The organism is Aquabacterium sp., from assembly GCF_029946005.1.
In the GTDB taxonomy this organism is placed as follows: Bacteria; Pseudomonadota; Gammaproteobacteria; order Burkholderiales; family Burkholderiaceae_C; genus Aquabacterium.
On the sequence record NZ_JAQSDR010000009.1, the window covers coordinates 260,897 to 282,721 of the forward strand.

Genomic DNA, 21,825 nt, shown 5'->3' on the forward strand with positions numbered 1-21,825 from the left:
TGGCTTGGCAGGAGGGGCTTTCACGGGACAAGGGTTGTCTCGCGTTGCCTGTTTAAGCGGACAAGTGTATCAACCTGTGAAGGAGGTTTGAAAGCCCCCTTCGCAAATTGCCCCCATTTTTACCGCTCCAGGATGGCGACCACGCCCTGGCCACCGGCCGCGCAAATGGAGATGAGGCCACGGCCGGAACCCTTTTGCGCCAGCATCTTGGCCAGCGTGGCCACGATGCGACCACCCGTTGCAGCGAAGGGGTGACCAGCGGCCAGCGAGCTGCCGTTGATGTTGAGCTTGCTCATGTCGATTGATCCCAAAGGCTGCTCGCGGCCCAGGCGCTCCTTGCAGTACTTGGCATCTTCCCAGGCCTTCAGCGTGCACAGCACTTGGGCGGCAAAGGCTTCGTGGATTTCATAGAAATCAAAGTCTTGCAGCTTGATGCCAGCGCGGTCAAGCATGCGGGGCACGGCATAGGCCGGGGCCATCAGCAGGCCTTCCTTCTTGTTGAAGAAGTCCACCGCAGCCACTTCGCTGAAGGTGATGTAGGCCAACACGGGCAGGTTGCGGGCACGCGCCCATTCCTCGCTGCCCAACAGCACGGCCGAGGCGCCATCGGTCAGGGGCGTGGAGTTGCCGGGAGTCAAGGTGCCTTGGCCAGGCGCCACCTTCTTGTCGAAGCAAGGCTTGAGCGAACGCAGCTTCTCGATCGTGAGGTCGCCGCGCAGGTTGTTGTCCTTGGTGACGCCCTTGAACGGGGTCATCAGGTCGGCAAAGAAGCCATCGCTGTAGGCGCGGGCCAGGTTCTGATGGCTCTTGAAGGTCAACTGGTCTTGGTCTTCGCGGGCAATGCCCCATTCGCGCGACATCAGTTCGGCGTGCTCGCCCATCGAGAAGCCTGTGCGCGGCTCACCGTTCTTGGGGATGGCCGGCTTGACCAGCATGCTGGGGCGGATCTTGGAGATGATCTTGAGCTGAGCCATGGTGCCCTTGGCACGGTTGGCCTCCATCAGGATCTTGCGCATCTTTTCGTTGATGCCAATGGGCGCGTCAGAGGTGGTGTCCACGCCGCCGCCGATGCCGCACTCGATGTGGCCCAGGGCGATCTTGTTGGCCACCAGCATGATGGCTTCCAGGCCGGTGCCACAGGCTTGCTGCAGATCGTAGGCAGGGGTTTCGGGCGACAAGGTGGTCGACAGCACCGTCTCGCGCACCAGGTTGAAGTCCTTCGAGTGCTTCATGACCGCGCCAGCGGCCACGTCACCCAGGCGCTCGCCATGCAGGTTGAAGCGATCAACCAGGCCTTGCAGCGTGGCGGTCAGCATGTCCTGGTTGGAGACGTGCGAGTAAACGGTGTTGGAGCGGGCAAACGGGATGCGGTTGCCACCAATGATGGCGACGCGGCGGATGGTGTTCATGGATGGATCCCCAGAAGGTGAGATGCAAAAAATGGATTTGAGCGGATCAGGCGGTGCGGTCAGTAAGTGACCCGGCCGCGCAGGTGGGGCTTGTCGCCCTTGGCATTGCGAACTTCGAACAGCGCGCCATCTTCCTGGCGTGTGGACCACAGCGAAGCGCGGGCCGGCAAGAACAAAGGCGTCTTGAATTCGACCATCGCTTCGCCCTGTTCAATGGGTTCGCGCGGCATCAGGGTGGCCAAGGCGCGGGCCTTGGTCCACATGCCGTGGGCAATGGCTTTGCGAAAGCCGAACATCTTGGCCGTGATGCCGGACAGGTGGATGGGGTTGATGTCGCCAGACACACGACCATAGCGTCGGCCAATGCCGCCCGCCGCGAAGAAATCGGCCTGGTGTGACAGTGGCGTCGGGTCAATCAGGGCCGAGGCAAACGCCTCGCCTTTAGGCTGGCGAACGCCGACGCGCAGCAGGTACTGCGTGCCTTCCCAGACCAGTTGGTCGTTACGCAAGGCCCGTTGATTGAGCGTGAAGATCTGCCCTTTTTCGTGCGCAATCAAGGGGCCGGTGGCCACTTCGATGCGCAGCTCATCGCCCACATTAATGCGCTGGAGTTGCTTGACGCTGTTGGCCAGGTGCACGGTGCCCATGGCGGGCCAGGGGTAGTACTTCGAGCCAAAAAACGCCATCGTCAGCGGAAACGTCAGCATCTGCGGATAGGTGATGGGCACCCCATGCGCACGGCTGAAACCACACACCCGCGAATAGCTGGCAATGTTGGCTTCTTCAACCCTGACGCGTGGCCGCGCATAGGTCACTTCTGGCAGAGACTCGATCACGCCCGGCCGCTTGGTGCTGGACTGCATGGCCCGCACATACATCGTGAGCGGGTTGACCAACTTGTTGACTTCGATGAGCTTCATGGCGATCTCGAGTCAGGCGCCGATCAGGCTTTGGCCGCAGACACGGATCACGTTCGACGTGACACCGCTGGAGGCCGGGCTGGCGTACCAGGCGATGGCTTCGGCCACGTCCTCCGGCTGACCGCCCTGGCTCATGGAGTTCATGCGGCGACCGGCTTCGCGGATGGCGAAGGGGATGGCGGCGGTCATCTGCGTTTCGATGAAACCTGGCGCCACGGCATTGATGGTGATGCCGCGCTCTGCAAAGATCGGCGCGGTGCCCTGCACCATGCCCACCACGCCAGCCTTGGAGACTGCGTAATTGGTCTGGCCCATGTTGCCTGCCAAGCCCGAGATGGACGACACGCACACGATGCGCCCGCCGTTCTTGATCGCGCCTGATTCAACCAGCGCATCGTTGATGCGCTCTTGGGTCGACAGGTTCACGTTGACCACCAACTGCCAGAGGTGTTCCTTCATGTTAGCGATGGTCTTGTCGCGGGTGATGCCGGCGTTGTGGACCACGATGTCCCAACCGCCCTGGGCCTTGGCGGCCTCCACCAGTTTTTGCGGAGCATCAGCTGCGCCGATGTCCAGCGCGATGGCCGTGCCGTTCAGCTTCTTGGCGACTTCGTCCAGGCCGGCTTGTGCTTGGGGCACGTCCAGGCAGATCACTTCGGCGCCGTCACGGGCCATGATCTCGGCAATCGCAGCGCCAATGCCACGCGAAGCGCCAGTGACCAAGGCCTTCTTGCCAGCCAGGGGCTTGTTCCAGTCAGCGGGAATGGCTTGCGGGCCCACGATCGCGCCGACGCGGATGACCTGTGCCGACACATAGGCCGACTTGGGCGACAGCAGGAAGCGCAAGGTCGATTCGACATTGCCTTCAGCGCCTTCGGCCACGTAGACCAACTGGGCATTGATGCCCTTCTTAAGTTCCTTGCCCAGCGAACGGGCCAGGCCTTCCAGTGAACGCTGAATGGCGGCCTTGCGAGGGCTCTTGCACAACTCGGGTGGGCGGCCAATGATGACCACGCGGCCACAAGGCAGCACCGAACGGGCCGCGTCGTGGAAGAACCAGTACAGCGCGTCAGACTGTGTGCTGTCGTCCAGGCCAGTGGCATCGAACACCAGGGCCTTGACCTTCTCGCCTGGCTTGCCGTCCGTGCCCCAACGGCCGGTCGTCAAACCCGCCTTGTTGGCCACCGACACCCATTGGGGCAGCTTGGCATGGGCCATGGTCTGGGCCGAGATGGATTTGAAAAAGGCGGCCAGCGATTCCAGCATCGGCGTTTCGCCAGCGCCACCGATCAGAACGGTGCCTTGAACAACGGGCTGCCCTTCTTTGTAGCGCTCCAGCGGCAACGGCTTGGGCAGGCCCAGGGCGTTGATGAGCTTGGCGCCCATGGGCGAATTGGCAAAATCAAGGTAACCGTCTTTCATACTGATCGCTTCAAGAAAAACAGCCGGACGGCGTGCACAGCCGCCTCGGCCTGGTTGGGATCAAGAGGCGGCAACCACGCCGCCTCACCGTTGGTCGGTGCGTCCATCGCGCACCACACCGCCGTCAGCCTGGTCAGGCTGACGAGTTCGCCGCCTCGTTGGGCTGCGCGTCTGATGCAATGGGGAACAGACCTTGGCTGGGAAAGCCAGGAATCTTGAGAATGTGTCCGAACAGGGTGTCGTGCTCTGCGTCGGGCAAGGGGGCCTTCAGGGCCGCGACCATCAGCGACGCCAGGCGGGACAGGATCAGGGATTCGTCATCACCCTCACCCCGCGTGAAATCACGGATGAGGCGCTGGGTGTTGCCACCGGCCAAAATGCCGGACAGGGCGCCCATGGCGAAATGCAGGCGGAAACCCAGCTCACTGCGGTTCAGATCGGGCAAGGTGCGCTGGAATGCCAGGAAAAACCGGCCCAGCGTCTCGATGTAATGGTTGTTGATGAAGTCGCGCACCACGGGCGACGGATCGGTATAGGCACGACCCAGGAAATGCAGATAGCGCTCGGCGGCCGGCGTGCCGCTGCGGAAAATGCGCACCGCAGGCAGGAACATGGCCACCAGCACGTGCTCGCAAGTCAGATCGCCATGCAGGGTGTTTTCAAACCATTCGAGCATGGCCACGCGCTGTGCATTGAGCTGGTCAAGCTGGCGGGCCAGAACCGCGTGGATCAGCGCATCTTTGCTGCCAAAGTGGTAGTTCACCGCCGCCAGGTTGACACCGGCCGCCGTGGTGATCTGGCGCATGGACATCGATTCAAAACCGCCGGAGACGAACAAAACCTCGGCCGCATCCAGGATGCGGGACTTGGTGTCGGTGGGTGACAAGCGGGGGGCGGCCGTCGGCATGGTCAGTTTGGTCTCCGGGATACGAACGTTTCAAACGCCCGTTTCATCTCATTGGGTGCGTATGGTATTGCACCTTTGGCCGCTGGTGCAATTGTTTTCAAACAAAATCCAGGACTCCCCCTCAGTGCGGGGGCTTTGGGCCAGCGTCGATGTAAAGTGCTGGCCATGTCTACGATCCTTTACCTCACCCAAATCCAATTTGAATTTGGCGCCATCCAGTTGCTGGCCTCGGAATGCGAGCGGGTTGGCATCAAGCGCCCCTTGATCGTCACCGACGCTGGTGTGCGCGCGGCCGGCGTGCTGCAAAAGGCACTGGACGCCTTGAAGGGCTGGCCCGTCACGATTTTTGACCAGACCCCGCCCAACCCCACCGAAGCGTCGGTGCGCGCGGCGCACGAGGTCTGGACCGAGTCCAAATCTGACGGACTGATCGCTGTGGGCGGTGGCTCCAGCATTGACTTGGCCAAGGGCTTGGCGATCATGGCCACCCACCCCGGCCCCCTGAAAACCTACGCCACCATTGAGGGCGGCTCGCCCAAGATCACGGCGCAGGCCGCGCCTTTGATCGCCGTGCCGACCACGGCAGGCACCGGCAGCGAAGTGGCACGCGGCGCCATCGTGATCGTGGACGACGGCCGCAAGCTGGGCTTCCACTCCTGGAACCTGATGCCCAAGGCCGCCATCTGCGATCCGGAATTGACCCTGGGCCTGCCCCCTGCCCTGACGGCCGCCACCGGCATGGACGCCATCGCCCACTGCATGGAAACCTTCATGGCGCCCGCCTTCAACCCGCCCGCCGACGGCATCGCGCTGGACGGCCTGGAGCGCGCGTGGCACCACATCGAGCGCGCCACCAAAGATGGCAGCGACCGCGAAGCGCGCCTGAACATGATGAGCGCTTCCATGCAGGGCGCCATGGCGTTTCAAAAAGGTTTGGGCGCGGTTCACAGCCTGAGCCACAGCCTGGGCGGCGTGAACCCCAAACTGCACCACGGCACCCTCAATGCCATGTTCTTGCCCGCCGTCATCCAGTTCAACTCGCAAGCCGAGTCGATCAAGAAGGAACGCCGCCTCGAGCGCATGGCCCACGCCATGGGCTTGAGCAGCGGAGGCGACATCCCTCAGGCCATCCGCGATCTGAATGCTCGGCTGGGTCTGGCCAAGGGTTTAGGCGAGTTAGGTGTTCAGCGCGAATGGTTCGACAAGGTCGTCGATGGCGCGATGAAAGACCACTGCCACAAGACCAACCCGCGCATCGCCACGCCTGAGGATTACGTCGAGCTGCTGTTGGCCTCGATGTGAGTTGAGGCTGGGAGCGTCACTTCGCGGGTCACCATCACTTGGTCGATCTTGTAGCTGTCCACGTCCATCACCTCGAAGCGGAAGCCGCCCCAGACCACCACGTCGGTGCGTTTGGGGATGCGCCGCAGCATGACCATCATGAAACCGGCCAGGGTTTCGTAGTCTTCCTGCAGGGGCAAATCGTACAGCTCCAGCGCCTGCATCACGTCCGGGATGGGCGTCATGCCGTCGATCAGCCAAGAGTTGGCATCGCGCTGCACGATCTGCTCTTCGTCCATCGAGATCACCAAGCCGCCCATCACCGTGCTCATCACGTCGTTGATGGTGATGATGCCCACGACCAAGCTGTACTCGTTGACGATGACGGCAAAGTCGTCCTGAGCCTGGCGGAACTGGGTCAACAACTCGGACAGCGTCAGGCGATCGGGGACGATCAGCACCTTGTTGATCAGGCCATCGGCCTCCAGTGAAATGGGCAGCGAATTCAACACCCGGCTGAGCAGGTGCTTCGAGTCCACATAACCCACCACGTGGTCGATGCTGCCCTTGCACACCAGGTAGGTGGAGTGCGGGTACTGGTCGATTCGGGCCCGGATCAGGATCTCGCTGTCGTCTTGCAAAAAGTGCACGATGCGTTCGCGGCCGGTCATGGCACTGGTCACGGTGCGGGTTTCCAACTCGAACACGTTCTCGATCACCTGGTGCTCGCGGGCGGCCAGCACACCGGCTTCAGCGCCCGCATGGGCCATGGCGCGGATGTCATCAGAGGTGATGCTGTCGTCGCGCCGGGTGGGCAGGCCCAAGAGCTTGAACAAGGCATCGGTGAGGTGGCTGAAGAACCACACGACGGGCCTGAATACCGCCAGGAAGATCCGCATGGGGCCGACCACGCTGACCGCCACTTTTTCAGGCGCGACCATGCCCAGGCGCTTGGGGAACAGGTCGGACAGCAAGATGAACAAGCTGGTAACCACGACGAAAGACAGCAGCAAGCCCACGGTTTCAGCCCGTTCTGGCGAGACCTGGAAGGTGCGCAGCATCATCTGGATGAAGGGCGAGAACGCGCCCTCCCCCACGATGCCACCCAGGATGGCCACGCTGTTCTGGCCGATCTGGATGACCGTGAAGTAGTCACCAGGTTGGTCTTGCACGTGCATGACCTGCTGGGCGCGCAAATCGCCTTGCTCCAACATCTGGCGCAGGCGCACACGGCGCGAGGCGGCCACGGCCAGTTCGGCGGTCGAGAAAAAAGCGCTGACCGCGATGAGCGCGGCGACCAGCATCAGGCTGACGGTGGAGTCCATGAAAACAGTGTAGCGATCACAGGGCCCGGACTTCGCTGATCGGACAGCCTCGCTGCAACCAATCGCCCCACTCCTGTGCCAGGCGTTCACTTTCCGCCACGGCCGCGCTCCACCGCTTGACGCGCTGGGGGAAATCCAGACGGGTGAAATCGTCGCGATCGGGCAGCTTGCCGCCGGGCAGTTGGGCGACCCATTCGGGATTGGGTGCCAGCAAAACCATGTTGCTCAAGCCTGGCGTGGGCAGGTGGCGGCGCTTGAAGGACTTGTCGAGCCAGCCGGGCACGATGGATTGCTGGAAGTGAGGATAGAGTACCAGGCCGCTGTCCATGGCGTTGAAGTTCCAGTGGAAGTGGTAATCGACCAAGCCCCCGTCCCAATGCGCCCCCGGGGTGGCACCGGGGATGTCGCGCACGGCATCCAGCAGAAAGGGGATGCTGCACGAGGCTTGCAACGCGGGTTTGAAATTCTCGGTGGTCAGTGCCCAACGCGCGGTGGGCAGGTCACGCAGGGCCAGGGGCAAGGCTTCGCCGACAGATGAAAAAACATTGCGCTCCAGGAAGGCCCCGACGCTGCGGCGCGACAAGGCATTGCCCAAAGCCAGGCCCGCGAAACCCAGCGGGGTGCGCATGCGGGTGCCCGCACGCAAGAGCTGTCGCCCGCGTGCGGTGACCACGTGCAAGCGCCAGCGCGGGTGGGACAGGATGCCCTCAGTGTCTGTACCAAAAAAAGTGTCCAGCGCTTGCCCGAAACCGGCGCTGACGCGCTGCGGCGATGGCATTTTGTGCCCGGCTTCCGGTTCGTAATTTTGGTGAACGTAGTCGTGCGCGAGGCGCTCGAAGGCTTTGGCCGGTTGCGGCATGGTGGCGGTGGCCATGCGCCAGGCACCGATGGACGCGCCCACCAGGTGCACTGTGTGCTGTGTTGGGGCGAGCCATTCGCCGAAGAGCTGCCGGTCCAGGTGCGTCAGGATCAGGCCCTTGGGGCCGCCCGCCGCGGCCGGAATCAGGCGGACATCGTGCGCGCTCAGGCCATGTTGTTCAATGTGGCGGCGGGCAACCGGGCCTGCGTGGATGTGCAAGGCTTTCATGGTGGTTTTCGTCCGTCAATCAGGCGGCGACGGGTGTTTCCTTGGCGAACGGCGCCTCGCGGTGCCGGCGGTAGACCTCACGCACCCAATCCATGCAGGGCCGGTGGGCCAGCCAGGTTGGCTCGTGAGCGGCATCGCGCCGGAAGGACTTGGCGCCATAGACAGGATGTTCATCAGGGCAAGCCAGTGGGGCCAGGATGGACGCTGCCGTGATGTCAGCCACTGAAAATTGATGCCCCGCCAAGTAGCGCCGACCATCACTGAGGCGACCGTCTAGCCACGCCAGGGTCTGCTGGATGCGCAGGGCCGATTGCGCCGCAGCCCGGGACGAGACGCCCAGTCGCCGTTTGAAAAGCCACTTGCTGATGGGAAAAAACAGCCGCACCAGGCGTGCCTGGTTCCTGCTGGCATGGCGAGTCCACATCTCAATCACCCGGTCGTCCTGATCCAGGGCTGAGAAATACAAGTAACGTGCCACGTCGTCGCCGATGGCGTCAAAGCGCGCCTCGATGTCCATGATGTCTGCGTTCAGGGAGATGGCCCGAGGCATCACGGCCAGCGGGCCCATGCGTTTGTCCAGCCACTGCAGGATGTGGGTGCTGTCCTGCACATGCTCGACCTTGCCACCGGGCTGGTTCGACTGCAGGATCGGCAGGGTGGTTTCGCCCTGCCCGCCCATGCGCAAGGCAGGCACCAGGTGCAAGGTGGGCGTCATGAGCACCTCTCGGAACTTCAGGCCCGACGCGTCCAGTGTCCAGCGGATCTTTTCGCTGAAATGGGACATCGAGAAAGTGTAGAGGGTCAGGCTGGCGGTAGACATCTCCGTCAGGATACTCCAGCGCCACCCGACCAGACGGTGCGGCGCAGCCTCTGGTCGAGGGTCATATGAGGCTTTGCTTGCGGGAGCAGGCCCCTGATAATCGACTTTTTTGTTTTCAGGGAGATTGCATGTCGTTCCGCAAAGTGGCCAGCACCAGTCTGTGCGCCGCACTCATGTCACTGCTGGCGCCTGCCATGGCCGCGCCGGTTCATTACACGTTTTCCACGGGGTCGATCATTTACGGCCCCTCCGAGATCACCAGCCTGCTGAGCGGCTTGACGGTCTCGGGGGCATTCACCTACGAGCCAGCCACGCCCTTGTTCGGCCAATCCGGAGACCTCGGTTTCGAACCAGGCTATTCGATCTACGCCACCAGCGGACCGGTGATTCAGTCCTTCTATCACATCAGCGGCGCCATCGGCACCCATCAGTTTTCCGACATCACCGGCACCACCAGCGTCCGCAATGGCTACACCGGCGGAGTAGCCACCAGTTCAACGCTGGACATCATCACGCTGAATTCGGAAGTCACCCCCAAGGTGGGCACCAACACGCAGCCCACGGAATACCAGCGCCAACTCAATGGCTTCACGATTGGTGACTACACCTTGAACAATGTGCGCCTGTTGTGGGTGGGCGGTGTGACCGGTGGCACGTTCAACTTCCTGAACGACAGCGGACTGCCGGCTGAGCTGCCAAGTTTTCAAGGCCGCTTGATCTTCGACTTTGTGCGCACCGACGATCCCACCAACACGGCCAACGTGTCGTACTACTCGAACTCCGTGGGCTTTGGTGGCCTCACGGTTCAGGCGGCAGCGGTTCCAGAGGCCAATACCAGCCTCATGATGGTGGTAGGCCTGGGAATACTGGGCTTGGCCACACGCCGTCGGCAGCACAAGCGCCAGGTGGCCTGATCACTGATCTGCGAGGCCCCCAGGGGGCTCAGCGCTTGGTCTGCAACTTGGCAAACGCGGCCGCCATGGCCGATTGCTCCTGCGGCTGCGGGCTGGAAGAACCACCACCACGAGGTGCACTAGATCGCTCATTGCGCGCGGCCGGCCGGTAGTTGTTGTCAGCCTTCGCCGCGCCCTTGGCAGGCATGGCCGTGTCCAGCTTCATCGTCAGCGAGATGCGCTTGCGGGCCAGGTCCACTTCCAGCACCTTGACCTTGACGATGTCGCCCGTCTTGACCACTTCGCGCGCGTCGGTCACAAACTTGTTGGACAACTGGCTCACGTGGATAAGGCCATCCTGGTGCACCCCCAGGTCCACAAACGCGCCGAACTGCGCCACGTTGCTCACGGTGCCTTCCAGAACCATGCCTTCCTGCAGGTCCTTGATGTCGTCCACGCCATCGTTGAAGCGCGCCACCTTGAAGTCAGGGCGCGGATCACGGCCGGGCTTTTCCAGCTCGGCCAGGATGTCCTTGATGGTCACGATGCCGAACTTCTCATCGGCAAAGGCCTCGGGCTTGAGCGCGCGGATCACGTCGGCGCGGCCCACCATCTCGCTGATGGGCTTGCCCGCCGCCTTGATCATCTTTTCGATGACTGGGTAGGTTTCCGGGTGCACGCCCGACATGTCCAGCGGGTTGTCGCCATCGCGGATGCGCAAAAAGCCCGCCGCTTGCTCAAACGTCTTGGCGCCCAGGCCGGCCACGTCCATCAGCTGCTTGCGGTTCTTGAAGGCGCCATTGGCATCACGCCAACGCACGATGCTGTTGGCCACCGTGGTGCTCAAGCCCGACACGCGCGACAGCAGCGGCGCCGAGGCGGTGTTCAGGTCCACGCCCACCGAGTTCACGCAGTCTTCCACCACGGTGCTCAAGGTGCGGGCCATCTCGCTCTGGTTGACGTCGTGCTGGTACTGGCCCACGCCGATGCTCTTGGGGTCGATTTTGACCAGTTCGGCCAGTGGGTCTTGCAGGCGGCGGGCAATGCTGACGGCACCACGCAAGGTCACGTCCAGGTCAGGCAGCTCCTTGCTGGCAAATTCAGAAGCTGAATAGACCGAAGCGCCGGCCTCTGACACCACCACCTTGTCAATCATGGTGCCGGGCGCCAGTTGCTGGATGCGCTTGATCAGGTCGGCGGCCAGCTTGTCGGTCTCGCGGCTGGCGGTGCCGTTACCGATGGCGATCAGGTTGACGCCATGGGTGGCGCACAGGCGGCCCAAGGTGTGGATCGAGCCTTCCCAATCCTTGCGCGGCTCGTGCGGATAGACGGTCGACGTGTCGAGCACCTTGCCGGTGTCGCTGACCACGGCCACCTTGACGCCGGTGCGGATGCCGGGGTCGAGGCCCATGACGACGCGCTTGCCCGCAGGGGCGGCCAGCAGCAGGTCGCGCAGGTTTTCAGCGAAGACCTTGATGGCCGTCTTCTCGGCATCTTCGCGCAGGCGCGAGAACAGGTCGCGCTCCATGCTCAGGCTGAGCTTGACCTTCCAGGTCCAGCCGATGGTCTTGCGGATCAGGTCATCAGAGGCGCGCTTGCCGTGGCTCCAGCCCAGGTGGCGGGCGATGCGGCCTTCGGCGATGCTGGGCTGGCCGGGCACGATCTCTTCATCCAGCAACAGCTTGGCGTCCAGGAACTCCAGCGTGCGGCCGCGGAACACGGCCAGCGCGCGGTGCGAGGGCACGGTGCGGATCGGCTCGTCGTAGTCAAAATAGTCGCGGAACTTGGAGATGTCGGGGTTCTGCTCGTCCTTGCCGTCCATCAGCTTGGACTTGAACAGGCCCTCTTCCCACAGCCAGTCGCGCATCTTGCCGATCAGGGTGGCGTCTTCGGCCCAGCGCTCGGACAGGATGTCGCGCACGCCATCCAGCACGGCAAAGGTGTCGGCAAAGCCGCCATCGGCGTTGACGAAGGCGGCGGCTTCAACCTGCGGATCCAGTGATGGATCGGCGAACAATTTGTCGGCCAAGGGCTCGATGCCGGCTTCGCGGGCAATCATGGCCTTGGTTCGGCGCTTTTGCTTGTAGGGCAGGTACAGGTCTTCGAGCTCCTGCTTGGTGGGCGCGGCCTCGATGGCGGCGCGCAGCTCGGGCGTCAGCTTGCCCTGCTCATCGATGCTCTTGATGACGGCTTCGCGGCGGTCTTCCAGCTCGCGCAGGTAGGTCAGGCGGGCTTCCAGGTCGCGCAGTTGCGTGTCGTCCAGGCCGTCGGTGGCTTCCTTGCGGTAACGGGAGATGAAGGGCACGGTGGCGCCCCCATCCAGCAACTCCACGGCAGCGTTGACTTGGGCAGGCCGAACCTTCAGTTCGGCCGCGATTTGCATCAGGATCTTGTTCAAGCGGGTGCCCTAGGAAAATCTACGGAAAATGCGAGCGCATCGATCAGGGGCCGCAGTTTGCCATAGGCGGGCTGCCTCAACAGTCCCTGGCAATCTGGGACAATACCGGACCTGCGCCTTGCCGCGCCCACGTGTTTTTGCCCGTCCATGCCCCTGATTCCCTACGCCCTGTCCCGCGCCGTCCTGTTCAACCTGGACCCGGAAGTTGCCCACGAACTGACCATGGGCGCCCTCGCACGGTTTCAGAACACGCCGCTGGACTGTGCCTGGGGCGCCAGCCGGGTCAGCGATCCAGTGGAGATCGCTGGGTTGAGGTTCCCCAACCGCATCGGCATGGCCGCAGGGCTGGACAAGAATGGGCGCTGCATCGACGGCCTGGGCGCCATGGGCTTTGGCTTTGTGGAAGTGGGCACGGTCACGCCCAAGCCACAGCCGGGCAACCCCAAGCCGCGCATGTTCCGCCTGCCACAAGCCAATGCGCTGATCAACCGCCTGGGCTTCAACAACGACGGCCTGGATGCCTTTGTGAGCAATGTGCGGCGCGCACGCTTTCGCCAGCAGGGCGGCATCCTGGGCTTGAACATTGGCAAAAACGCCAGCACCCCGATCGAGAACGCGGTCGATGACTACCTGATCGGCCTGGAAGGCGTCTACCCCTGGGCCGACTACGTCACGGTCAACATTTCGTCGCCCAACACGCAGAACCTGCGCAGCCTGCAAAGCGATGAGGCGCTTGACAAGTTATTGGGCGCCTTGCAAACCCGCCGCCAGGCCTTGATGGCTCGCGACAAGCGCCACGTGCCCATGTTCGTGAAGATCGCGCCTGATCTGGACGAGACCCAAGTGGGCGTGATCGCCGCCACCTTGCAGAACAATGGCATCGATGGCGTGATTGCCACCAACACCACCATCAGCCGCGATGCCGTCAAGGGCATGGCACACGCTGAAGAGACCGGCGGTCTGAGTGGCGCGCCCGTTTTCGAAGGCAGCAACCAGGTCATCCGGCAGTTGCGGGCCGCCTTGGGGCCGCGTTTCCCCATCATCGGGGTGGGTGGTGTCATGAGCGGGGCCGATGCACGCGCCAAGCGCGATGCGGGGGCCGATCTGGTCCAGGTCTACACCGGACTGATCTACAAGGGTCCCGCCCTGGTGACCGACTGCGCCCTGGCGCTCAAGAATTAACCAACCCTGGCGGGCGCCACGGGCATATCCACCAGGCGGACCGAGGTCTCCAACGCTTCCTGGCAGTCTTTGAAGGTCAACCCCAGAGACCGGGCATAGCGGGTGAAGCAATGGTTCACCAGCGCTTGCGCGCGAGCAGGCTCTGCACCCACCGCCGTGGTCAGTTCGTTGGCCAGGCTGGCCACTGCGCGCAACATTTCCTCCTTGTCATCAGGTCGACGCACGGGTGATGACTTGTTCAAGGGCCGAGCGGCCTGCTGGAGCTTGTCGTCCATGCCCCAGTAGCGCATCACGGCGATGGACAACTCTTCCATGTCCACGCCCAGCACAGCACCGGCTGCGGCTTCCATGTTCATCCCAGGGGTGGGTGGGCTGGTCGCATCGGGCGAGGGCCCGGGCTGCATGAGCCGGTCGATCTGGGCGGCTTCGTCAGGAAAGTGATAGCGCACCAGCAAATGCCCCAGGCGCTGCGAGATCGCGGCCACCAAGGCCTCTTCGTCGCTGATGGAAAACGGGGCCAGCAGGCGGGCGATGTGCCCCGCAATGCTGGTGCGGCGCAACTCGTTTTCCAGGGTGGTCTGGGCCACAGGAGTTGGCGCATCAACCTCGACCTTTGAAGTGACCGCACCCAAGGCGCCCGGCCAAGGCCGCAACACCGATGCCACATTGCGCAGCCCTAATTGCCCCATCAACACCACAGACCTGGTGATGGTGGTCACGCGGTCATCGCTGATGCCGGTTTGGAATCTCGCGGTGTTCACACTGCGGAGCAATTCCCACACGAGGCCCGGATCTTTGGCGATGACGTCAACGATGTCATCCACGCGCAGATTGTCCTTGCCCAGTGACTGGCTGAACACACGGCCCATGCGTGGGCGGCTCGGCAGGCTACCCACCGTGTTCAAGCGGTCAATCAGCAATGCCAGCGGGCCCCCGGATTCCTGCTCGTTGGTCTTGATCCAACCTTGCAGGGCTGCCAGCAAGGTGCGCGCGTTCAGGTAGCGCTGGCGTTGCTGGCGATCAGTGGAGCGGTTGACAATGGCCCGCAAAGTGTCGGGCACGGGTTGCGCGGCAGACCAAGGCAGACGCACGATCTCTCGCCCGACTCGTTGAGCGGCACTGCACAGGTCGGCGTCGTCCAGCGCCGGTCCGCCCGCCAGCAGGCGGTACATCAGCAAGCCGGCCATGAGCACATCGTGTTCGGCGTCAGCACGCTGTTGCTGTAAACCAGCATTCGCTTTGGGTTTTCCAGGCACTTCGGCCATGAAGCCCACGCCCAAACCCGCCAGGCTGGCGCGGCCATGGGTGTCAATCAACACATTGTGCAGGCCCAGATCCCGATGAGCCACGCCAGCATCGTGGGCATAAGCCACGCCTTCCAGCACATCTACCATCCAACCGACCATCTCGACCAAGGTGGGTTGTGGCCCGGCGGCCAGGCGCTCGGCCAATGACACGCAAGCGCCACGGTGTGCGCTGACAAAGGGCCAGCCGTCCTGGATGCTGATTTCCAGCACATCGACCAGCCGAGGGTGCTTCAGCCGGGCGGCGGCCTGAACGTCCTGGTGCCAGGCTTCCAGTTCTTTGGGTAGGCGTGGCTGCGCCCGCGGCACGCACAGCACCACCTCGTGTTGCAACCTGGGATCATTCGCCCGCCAGGTGGTCGCCGCCAGACTGCGGCTGAGCAATTGGCGCAACTCAAAGCGGCCAAAGTGCGGAACCGGCGGTGACGAGGGCGGCGTGATGACGGCCATGGGCGGTGAAAGATGCTTTTTTCATGGGGTGATACATCGCCCCGGTATGTCGGATTGAACCGCAGTTGCGCCAGGTCTGAAAGTGTTTCAAAAGCCGGGAAGACCGCCTTTTTTCAAACCAATTCAATCAGCCGCCCCTCGCCGGTGATGAAGGCCGCCCGAACGACGTCCCCGGGCTGCAGCTGTGAGACCGCTTCCACGTAGTGCCGCATTTGCGCCTGGTAGGCGGGCAGATCTTGGGGGCGATGCTGGAGTTTGTAGTCCAGCACCCACCATTCACGCCCGGTGGACAAGTCCAGCGCCACCAAGCGGTCTATCCGCAAGGCCTGGCCGCCGTGGATCAAGCCCACCTCGTTCCCGGCCCAGGCAAGCTGGTCCGGGTCCAGCCATGCCGCCAACTCCTGACTGCCCAGGATGCTGGACACCAGAGGCTCGGCACGCTCCAACACCGTCGTTGGGGCTGACAGCGACTGGCAGGCGGCCTGGATCGCTTGCTGGACACGCTGCGTGCTCCGGTGGTCGACGGCCACCGCGGTCAACCATTCAAGGGCCTTGTGAACCACTTGCCCCAACAAGGCGGCATCTTCGACCATGGGCGGCAGTGTGGCTGGCTCAAGCACCCCAGGTCGGGCTTCCAAAGCGGGCAGCACGGCCAGCCAGGCATCGGGCGTTGACTTGTCAGGGACCGCAGTCGGGTCTGGCGATCGCGGCACCCAGGCGTGCGCCTCACCGACCGCCTGTGAATCAATCAAACGCTGCCACCAACTGCCATGCTTGTTGCTGGTCCGAGGTTGCGTTCGGCTGAACACCAGCTGTTCGCGAGCCCGGGTCAGGGCCACGTACAGGGCATTGAGTTCTTCCCGCCGCTGCGCTGCACGTTCCTGGTCCATGGCTTGGCTCAGGCTCGGCGGTGGGTTGGCTTCAGATCGGATGAAAGCGCAGCTCACCGGGCGGGCTGCGCTTTCGGGCCAATCGACCATCACGGTGTGGTTGTTCGGGCGCCCTTCCTGGGCATCCGAGTCCACGATGAACACCACACGCGCTTCCAGGCCCTTGGCGCCGTGGATGGTCAACAGCTGAACCGCGCCCGGGTGAACGCGTGTCGGCAGGGCCAGCGGCAAGCGCTTGAGTGCCCTGATCCACCGGTAAGGCGTGGCATCGCGACCACCATCCATGTCCAGGCTTTGCGCCAGCAAGGCGTTGATGTGGACCATGGCTTGCGCTCGCATTGAGGGCGGCACAGTGGCCACCCAGCGCTCGCGGATCCGTCCTTGCGTCAACATCGCTTCCAACAGGTCGTGAGGTGGCGCGTGCCGGGCCAGCTCTTGCCACTGAGCCAGCGACTGGGCCGCGTGCTGCACGACTGGGCCTGCATCACCCCATGCCATCAGGGCGTTCCACCAAGTGCCCCCCGATGCTCGGGCTCGGGCGGCCAAGCTCATGACCTCTTCATCCGACCAGCCAAACACCGGGCTGCGAAGGGCGTGCGCCAAAGCCAGGTCGTGCTGGGGCGACACCAGGGCTTCGACCAAGGCCACCAGATCGCGCACCTCGGGCGTGTCGATGAGCCGCGTGTCTTCAGGCGCCACATAGGGCACGCCCTGAGCCTGTAGCGCCAGGCCCACCCAAGCCAGCGTCGCACGCTTGCGGCTGAGCACGAAAATGTCTTCTGGCTGCACGCCCTGGTCGCGAATCAGCTCGCCGATGGCCTGGGCCACATGATCGGCTTCAAGCTGCTTGAGTGAAGAGTCGGGCTCTTCTCGGGGTTCGATCAAGGTGTCGCGCCAGGTGATCTCACCCTCCTGGCCACGGGGTTCGCTTGGGGGCCGAGGCACATCGGGCAACACCGACACCTTGGCCACCTCAAGCGATTCCGTGGTGTGTGCCCTGAAACCCGTGAAAGCACCTTCGGCCACGGCGGTGTCCATGACGCGGTTCAGCACCTCGATCACACCGGGCGCATTGCGGCGCGTGTGATCGCACGAGAGCAGATCGCCTTGCAAGCCATCCAGCACAAAATGCTTGGCAGCCTCGAACACACGCGGGTCGGCGCGCCTGAAACGGTAAATGCTTTGCTTGGGGTCTCCCACCAAAAACACCTGCATCGACTGACGTCCGCTCAGGCCACCGCCCGCCCCCGCGTAACCGCCCAGCCACGACTTCATCGTCTGCCACTGCAGGGGGCTGGTGTCCTGAAACTCGTCCATCAGCAACTGCCGCACTTGCGTGTCCAGCCGCTCCTGAATCCAACCTGCCACGGACGAATCGCTCAGCAGGTGCGAAGCGGCCAGTTCCAGATCGACCATGTCCACCTGCCCTCGCTGCGCCTTGAGGCTGGTGTATTCCTCGAACAAGGCGCGGGCCAACAGGCACATGCGCTGGTGCTGCCCATGGGCCTGGGCCTGATCAACCGCCAACGCCAAGTCCGAGAGCCAGGCCACGGCCCAAGCCAATTCGTCGAACTCGCCCAGTTGTTTGCGCGGCCCCTTGTCCGTGAACAAGGCCTGGCGCAAGCCGTCGTATTGGGCCACGGCATGGCCCTGCCCCAGGGCCTGCTCAATGCCTTGGCCGGCCGTCTGTGCCCTGGCGCCTTTGGCCTGACACAACAGCTTTGCCAAGGCCCAGAACTGATCCTTGACGGAGGGTTTCAGCAAAGCCTCACGGGGATCGTTCACGCCCGCCCATTCCGCCGACCATTGGCCCACAGATTCAACACTGCCTTCCAGGTGCCCAGCCTGATCGGCCAAGGTGATTTCCAAGCGATTGGACAAGGCCGATTGCAGCCAAGACTCCAGGTTGAAGCGACCCACATCGCGCACCATGGCCACAAACGCGTCCAGCTCGACACGCGCCTGGGGATCATCTGACTCACTGGCCGATTGCTGCGCGTCCATGCGCCTGAGGAAGCGTCCCCACAACTCAGGCCACAGCTCGCTGCTGTCTTCGACCAGGTTCAACTCCGGCGGCAGGCCCAACTCGGCCAGAGCATCCAATGGCGCGGCACGCACCAGCCGCGAAAACCAGCCGTGGATGGTGTGGATTTCCACCCCTCGACCATCTTCCAGCCACTGCCGGTACAAGTCGGCCAAGGCCGCCGAAGCCTGAACGGCCTGCGTCGGCAGCATGCCGCGCATCACCAATTGCTTCTGGCGCTCGGCATCGTCGGCATGGGAAAATTCGCGCAGCCATTCGTGCAGGCGCTCGCGCATCTCGCCAGCGGCCTTGCGCGTGAAGGTGATGGCCAGAATCTGAGAAGGCGCCACGCCATCGAGCAAAGCCCGCAAGATGCGAGACACCAACATCCAGGTCTTGCCAGCCCCGGCACAGGCCTCGACCACCACGCTGCGCTGGGGATCGCAAGCCACTTGGTAAAAGTGCTCACGCGGCACGGCTTCATCGTTGATGCGGTAAGCGGCCAAGCTCATGGAAGTACCTCCGCCAAGGTCCAATGGTCACGCCTGCACAGGCCGCGCACCTCGCAGTACTCGCAAGCCACCCCTTCGCCCAAAGCGGGCATGGCCGCCCCGGCCAGCAAACGTGTCAGGTCCATGCGGACCCCTTCCACCAAAGCCTGAGCCGACTCGATCACATGAGGGTGTTGCACCGGGGTGACGCCTTTTTCATCCATCTGAAGGTAGAGGCCCTCGACCGCAGTGGTCACCCGCTGCGGATCGCCGGGATCGGCCGTGGCGGACGCATGTTGCGCCAAGGCGGCATAGAAGGCCAACTGCGTGTCTTCCAGCGGTTGCCTGACCTTCTGCTTGAGCCCCTCCAGCGAGCCGGTTTTGTAGTCGATCACGGTCCAGGCCGCATCCTCACCGCCCTGGCCTCGCCGGTCCAGCCGGTCCAGTTGGCCGTGCAGGGTCACCATCAAGTCCTCACCTGATTCACAGGACAAAGCCATGGGCCACTGCACCACTTCTTCGGCTTTCGCGAATCGCCAGCCCTGGCCCTCATGGCCATGCAGCCAGGCCACGTAGTTCACGGCCAAGCGTTCCAGCGTGGCGGCAAAGGGCAAGAAAAATGGCCGGCGGCTGTCACGGTCCAGGCCCTGCGCCTGTGTCACGTCCTGCGCGGCCTGCACCCACAAGGCCACATCGTCGGCCTTGGCGCCCAGCACCTCATCTCGGCGGGTGTGAAAGCTTTGCAGCACCGCATGCAACCACACCCCAAAGTCAGAGCGATCCACGCCCTCTTCCAGTTCGTCCAGTTGCCGCAGGTTCAACACATGTCGCGCAAAAAAACGGTAGGGACATTGGCGCAAGGACTCGTAAGACGTGGCCGTGATCTGCGCAGGCAGCGGCAACGTCAAGCCACCGCTGGCGACACCGGATGTCGGCGGATTCCGCAGGCGCGGACGGGGCATGTCCATGGGCAAAGTCGCCACCCGCTGCATCAGCCGAACATCTTGCAGGTGGCCCAAAGCCTGCCCAGTGTGCATGGACCAACGCTCGAACCAGGGGCTGGGCTCCAAGGGTTCTCGACCATTGGCTTTGCGGCACAGGCACACCATGCCAGGCTGGGCCATCAACAAGGCAAACGATGCCCACTGCGCATCGCGGGTGGTCGCCTTGGTCGGCAAGCCCATCTGCTCCGACAAGGCACCGTGCACCCACCCTGGCACGCCGTTCATCGCCCCCAACTGCCCCTCATCCGAGCCCGGCATCACCACCGCGCTGAAGGGCCGGAGCACCGCGCGTGTCAAAGGCGTCACGACCACGTCCACCTTGGCATCGCCCGCAGCCGCCGACTCCAGGCGGAAGCTCGACTCCTCCAGCACATCGTCAACCCAACGACTCAAGCCCTGCCCATCCATGCGCAAGCCCTGGGTCACCAAGGGCCAGGCCACCGTTTCACCGCCGTCGTCGGTACTCAGGTGCAAGGCCTTCAGCACCGACACGCCAGCCACATCGCCCTCCAAAACCTGCCAAGCCCCGCAGTCTCTCAGGGCCTCGGCCACCTGCGCCAGCATGGCCGACAAAGGCGCGCGACCGCCAGCCCACAAAGGCGCCAGTAACTGCACCGTCTGCCATGCCCTCGACCACAATCGCCGGGCAGGCTCGGGCATCGCCTGGCGCCCCTCAGGCACCAGATCCGCGCTCAAGTCCCGACCATGCCCCGACAGGCCCCAGGCCACCAGCAAGCCATGGCGTCGGCACCAAGTCTCCAAAGCGGCCACCGCCTCGTCCAACTCCGCAGGCGCCCCGAACTCAGGCCAACTGACCCAGCCCGACTTGAGCCAATCCAACAAATCATCGGTGGATGCACGTGGCTGCGATGCGGCCAGCATGCGCGTCACGGCCGCCCCGGCGCGCGTGGTCGACAGCTTCCAGCCAGTTTCGTCCGACAAGGTCGCACCTGCGCCCTCCAGCAAGGCACGCACACGCCTCACCAAGCTTCGGTCCAGTGCAATCAAGGCCACCGGATCGCCCGCGGATGCCCGCGCTTGCTGAACCGCGGAAAGCACATGGGCAGCTGCCTGCTGAGCCTCATCTTCAAAGTCCAGGCAGCGGGCCAATGCAGGCAAAGACGCGTCCGCGTCATCAAGCTGCGCTGGTGCCGCCTCGGCGTTCATCCACAAAGTCGGGACGCCTGAGCGCGCGGCCTGCCTCAGCACAGTCAGCATCACCGACGATTCACTGCCTGGCACCACGGTCTCACCCGCCGTGACGCCAACCCAAGCGGCTGCCCTGTGGCTGAACAGGACATCGGTCGCCCAGTGACCATCGTCACTGCTGGCCGCCCACTCCAGCGCCCAGGCCAGCAGCAAGCGTTCACGCGCACCCGGCCCCGTGCTGGCCGCATTTACCGCAATCAAGGCTTCTCGGCAGGTTGCCCAATAAGCTACACGCTGATCCGGGGGACAAGCTTGCGCCACACGCACCCACAAATGAGCGCAATCAACCACCTGCGTCACCGCGTGCTCAAAAGCGCGCCGGTCACGCTGTGCCCATTGCCGCCCCCATGCCTGAACGCTCAAAGCCTGGGTCACCAACAGTCGGTCCAGCACCACGTCCAGCGTGGGCGCGGGCCCCAACTCGGCATTCGTCGGCGCGGGCGTCTTCAATTCAAGCGACCAGTCCAAAGATTGCGCCAATGTGGGCACGGTTTCGATCTGCGGCAACCAGCCGCCCACTGTTCGGGCCCAGGCCTGCCGCGCCACCGGCAGCAAAGCCCCCACGGGCAACAACACCACCACGTCGCGGGCGCTCACACCATTGTCAGCGCACCACCGGGACACGGTGCCCGCCCAGTCATCCCAGCAATCTCGCGCAGGACGCCCTTGTGCCCAAGGCCACGCCGTGGGCGACAAAACTTCATTTTCGGTACTGACTATGACGGTCATAGGGTGATGGTCTCTTGTGGCCTGCTGCAGCGGCCACATCTTCTGTGTCAGAATCTTCTCAACCATTCTGGTGGTTTTTTT

14 protein-coding genes are annotated in these 21,825 nt (G+C 63.5%); 3 read left to right on the forward strand and 11 right to left on the reverse strand.

From position 1 onward, the window contains the following. Positions 1-119 precede the first annotated feature (119 nt). From PSV38_RS07765 to PSV38_RS07780, 4 genes are all read right to left on the reverse strand, one after another. Positions 120-1,409, reverse strand: coding sequence for an acetyl-CoA C-acetyltransferase (locus PSV38_RS07765; RefSeq protein ID WP_300546356.1), 1,290 nt, complete (start codon positions 1,407-1,409; stop codon positions 120-122). A gap of 59 nt (positions 1,410-1,468) precedes the next feature. Beyond that, a complete protein-coding gene (locus PSV38_RS07770) occupies positions 1,469-2,329 on the reverse strand; it encodes a MaoC/PaaZ C-terminal domain-containing protein (RefSeq protein WP_300546357.1) in 861 nt (286 codons plus the stop codon). Positions 2,330-2,341: 12 nt separating this feature from the next. Then, positions 2,342-3,751, reverse strand: coding sequence for a 3-oxoacyl-ACP reductase (locus tag PSV38_RS07775; RefSeq protein ID WP_300546358.1), 1,410 nt, complete (start codon positions 3,749-3,751; stop codon positions 2,342-2,344). A gap of 133 nt (positions 3,752-3,884) precedes the next feature. After that, positions 3,885-4,658 carry a TetR/AcrR family transcriptional regulator gene (locus PSV38_RS07780; RefSeq protein ID WP_300546359.1) on the reverse strand — a complete coding sequence of 258 codons (774 nt, stop codon included), beginning with the start codon at positions 4,656-4,658 and terminating at the stop codon, positions 3,885-3,887. A gap of 165 nt (positions 4,659-4,823) precedes the next feature. Between PSV38_RS07780 and PSV38_RS07785 the strand changes: the two genes are divergently transcribed. Next, positions 4,824-5,960: an iron-containing alcohol dehydrogenase gene (locus tag PSV38_RS07785; RefSeq protein WP_300546360.1), complete on the forward strand. Its 1,137-nt coding sequence runs from the start codon at positions 4,824-4,826 to the stop codon at positions 5,958-5,960. Here PSV38_RS07785 and PSV38_RS07790 read toward each other — a convergent pair. The 3 genes from PSV38_RS07790 to PSV38_RS07800 are packed head-to-tail and all read right to left on the reverse strand — an operon-like array spanning position 5,930 to position 9,171. Beyond that, entirely contained in the window at positions 5,930-7,264 is a 1,335-nt protein-coding gene (locus PSV38_RS07790; RefSeq protein WP_300546361.1) for a hemolysin family protein, read from the reverse strand. The two genes, PSV38_RS07785 and PSV38_RS07790, sit on opposite strands and share 31 nt — an antisense overlap. A 16-nt stretch (positions 7,265-7,280) precedes the next feature. Next, positions 7,281-8,351, reverse strand: a complete 1,071-nt coding sequence (locus tag PSV38_RS07795; protein WP_300546362.1) for a phospholipase — start codon at positions 8,349-8,351, stop codon at positions 7,281-7,283. Positions 8,352-8,370: 19 nt separating this feature from the next. After that, positions 8,371-9,171, reverse strand: a complete 801-nt coding sequence (locus tag PSV38_RS07800) for a glutathione S-transferase family protein (RefSeq protein ID WP_300546363.1) — start codon at positions 9,169-9,171, stop codon at positions 8,371-8,373. A 128-nt stretch (positions 9,172-9,299) separates the two neighbouring features. On the opposite strand from PSV38_RS07800, the gene PSV38_RS07805 reads away from it, so the two are divergent. Continuing rightward, positions 9,300-10,085 carry a PEP-CTERM sorting domain-containing protein gene (locus PSV38_RS07805; protein WP_300546364.1) on the forward strand — a complete coding sequence of 262 codons (786 nt, stop codon included), beginning with the start codon at positions 9,300-9,302 and terminating at the stop codon, positions 10,083-10,085. A gap of 28 nt (positions 10,086-10,113) precedes the next feature. Here PSV38_RS07805 and PSV38_RS07810 read toward each other — a convergent pair whose 3' ends face one another. Next, a complete protein-coding gene (locus PSV38_RS07810) occupies positions 10,114-12,462 on the reverse strand; it encodes a Tex family protein (RefSeq protein ID WP_300546365.1) in 2,349 nt (782 codons plus the stop codon). 147 nt (positions 12,463-12,609) lie between these two features. Here PSV38_RS07810 and PSV38_RS07815 point away from each other — a divergent pair, with 147 nt between their 5' ends. Beyond that, positions 12,610-13,644 carry a quinone-dependent dihydroorotate dehydrogenase gene (locus tag PSV38_RS07815; protein WP_300546366.1) on the forward strand — a complete coding sequence of 345 codons (1,035 nt, stop codon included), beginning with the start codon at positions 12,610-12,612 and terminating at the stop codon, positions 13,642-13,644. On the opposite strand, the gene PSV38_RS07820 is transcribed toward PSV38_RS07815, so the two are convergent. The 3 genes from PSV38_RS07820 to PSV38_RS07830 form a co-directional block, all read right to left on the reverse strand. Further along, positions 13,641-15,398: an HDOD domain-containing protein gene (locus PSV38_RS07820; protein ID WP_300546367.1), complete on the reverse strand. Its 1,758-nt coding sequence runs from the start codon at positions 15,396-15,398 to the stop codon at positions 13,641-13,643. The two genes, PSV38_RS07815 and PSV38_RS07820, sit on opposite strands and share 4 nt — an antisense overlap. A 113-nt stretch (positions 15,399-15,511) precedes the next feature. Then, the gene (locus PSV38_RS07825; RefSeq protein ID WP_300546368.1) at positions 15,512-18,823 is read right to left on the reverse strand and encodes a UvrD-helicase domain-containing protein; all 3,312 of its coding nucleotides are present in this window, start codon (positions 18,821-18,823) and stop codon (positions 15,512-15,514) included. Beyond that, complete coding sequence (locus PSV38_RS07830; RefSeq protein WP_300546369.1) at positions 18,820-21,744, reverse strand: PD-(D/E)XK nuclease family protein; 2,925 nt, start codon at positions 21,742-21,744, stop codon at positions 18,820-18,822. Before PSV38_RS07830 ends, PSV38_RS07825 begins: the two co-directional genes overlap by 4 nt. Between the last annotated feature and the right edge of the window lie 81 nt (positions 21,745-21,825).

Excerpts from the sequence above, each read along its gene's own strand:
- PSV38_RS07765 (WP_300546356.1), bottom strand. The coding sequence starts at position 1,409 with ATGAACACCATCCGCCGCGTCGCCATCATTGGTGGCAACCGCATCCCG.
- PSV38_RS07770 (WP_300546357.1), bottom strand. The coding sequence starts at position 2,329 with ATGAAGCTCATCGAAGTCAACAAGTTGGTCAACCCGCTCACGATGTAT.
- PSV38_RS07775 (WP_300546358.1), bottom strand. The coding sequence starts at position 3,751 with ATGAAAGACGGTTACCTTGATTTTGCCAATTCGCCCATGGGCGCCAAG.
- PSV38_RS07780 (WP_300546359.1), bottom strand. The coding sequence starts at position 4,658 with ATGCCGACGGCCGCCCCCCGCTTGTCACCCACCGACACCAAGTCCCGC.
- PSV38_RS07785 (WP_300546360.1), top strand. The coding sequence starts at position 4,824 with ATGTCTACGATCCTTTACCTCACCCAAATCCAATTTGAATTTGGCGCC.
- PSV38_RS07790 (WP_300546361.1), bottom strand. The coding sequence starts at position 7,264 with ATGGACTCCACCGTCAGCCTGATGCTGGTCGCCGCGCTCATCGCGGTC.
- PSV38_RS07795 (WP_300546362.1), bottom strand. The coding sequence starts at position 8,351 with ATGAAAGCCTTGCACATCCACGCAGGCCCGGTTGCCCGCCGCCACATT.
- PSV38_RS07800 (WP_300546363.1), bottom strand. The coding sequence starts at position 9,171 with ATGTCTACCGCCAGCCTGACCCTCTACACTTTCTCGATGTCCCATTTC.
- PSV38_RS07805 (WP_300546364.1), top strand. The coding sequence starts at position 9,300 with ATGTCGTTCCGCAAAGTGGCCAGCACCAGTCTGTGCGCCGCACTCATG.
- PSV38_RS07815 (WP_300546366.1), top strand. The coding sequence starts at position 12,610 with ATGCCCCTGATTCCCTACGCCCTGTCCCGCGCCGTCCTGTTCAACCTG.
- PSV38_RS07820 (WP_300546367.1), bottom strand. The coding sequence starts at position 15,398 with ATGGCCGTCATCACGCCGCCCTCGTCACCGCCGGTTCCGCACTTTGGC.
- PSV38_RS07825 (WP_300546368.1), bottom strand. The coding sequence starts at position 18,823 with ATGAGCTTGGCCGCTTACCGCATCAACGATGAAGCCGTGCCGCGTGAG.
- PSV38_RS07830 (WP_300546369.1), bottom strand. The coding sequence starts at position 21,744 with ATGACCGTCATAGTCAGTACCGAAAATGAAGTTTTGTCGCCCACGGCG.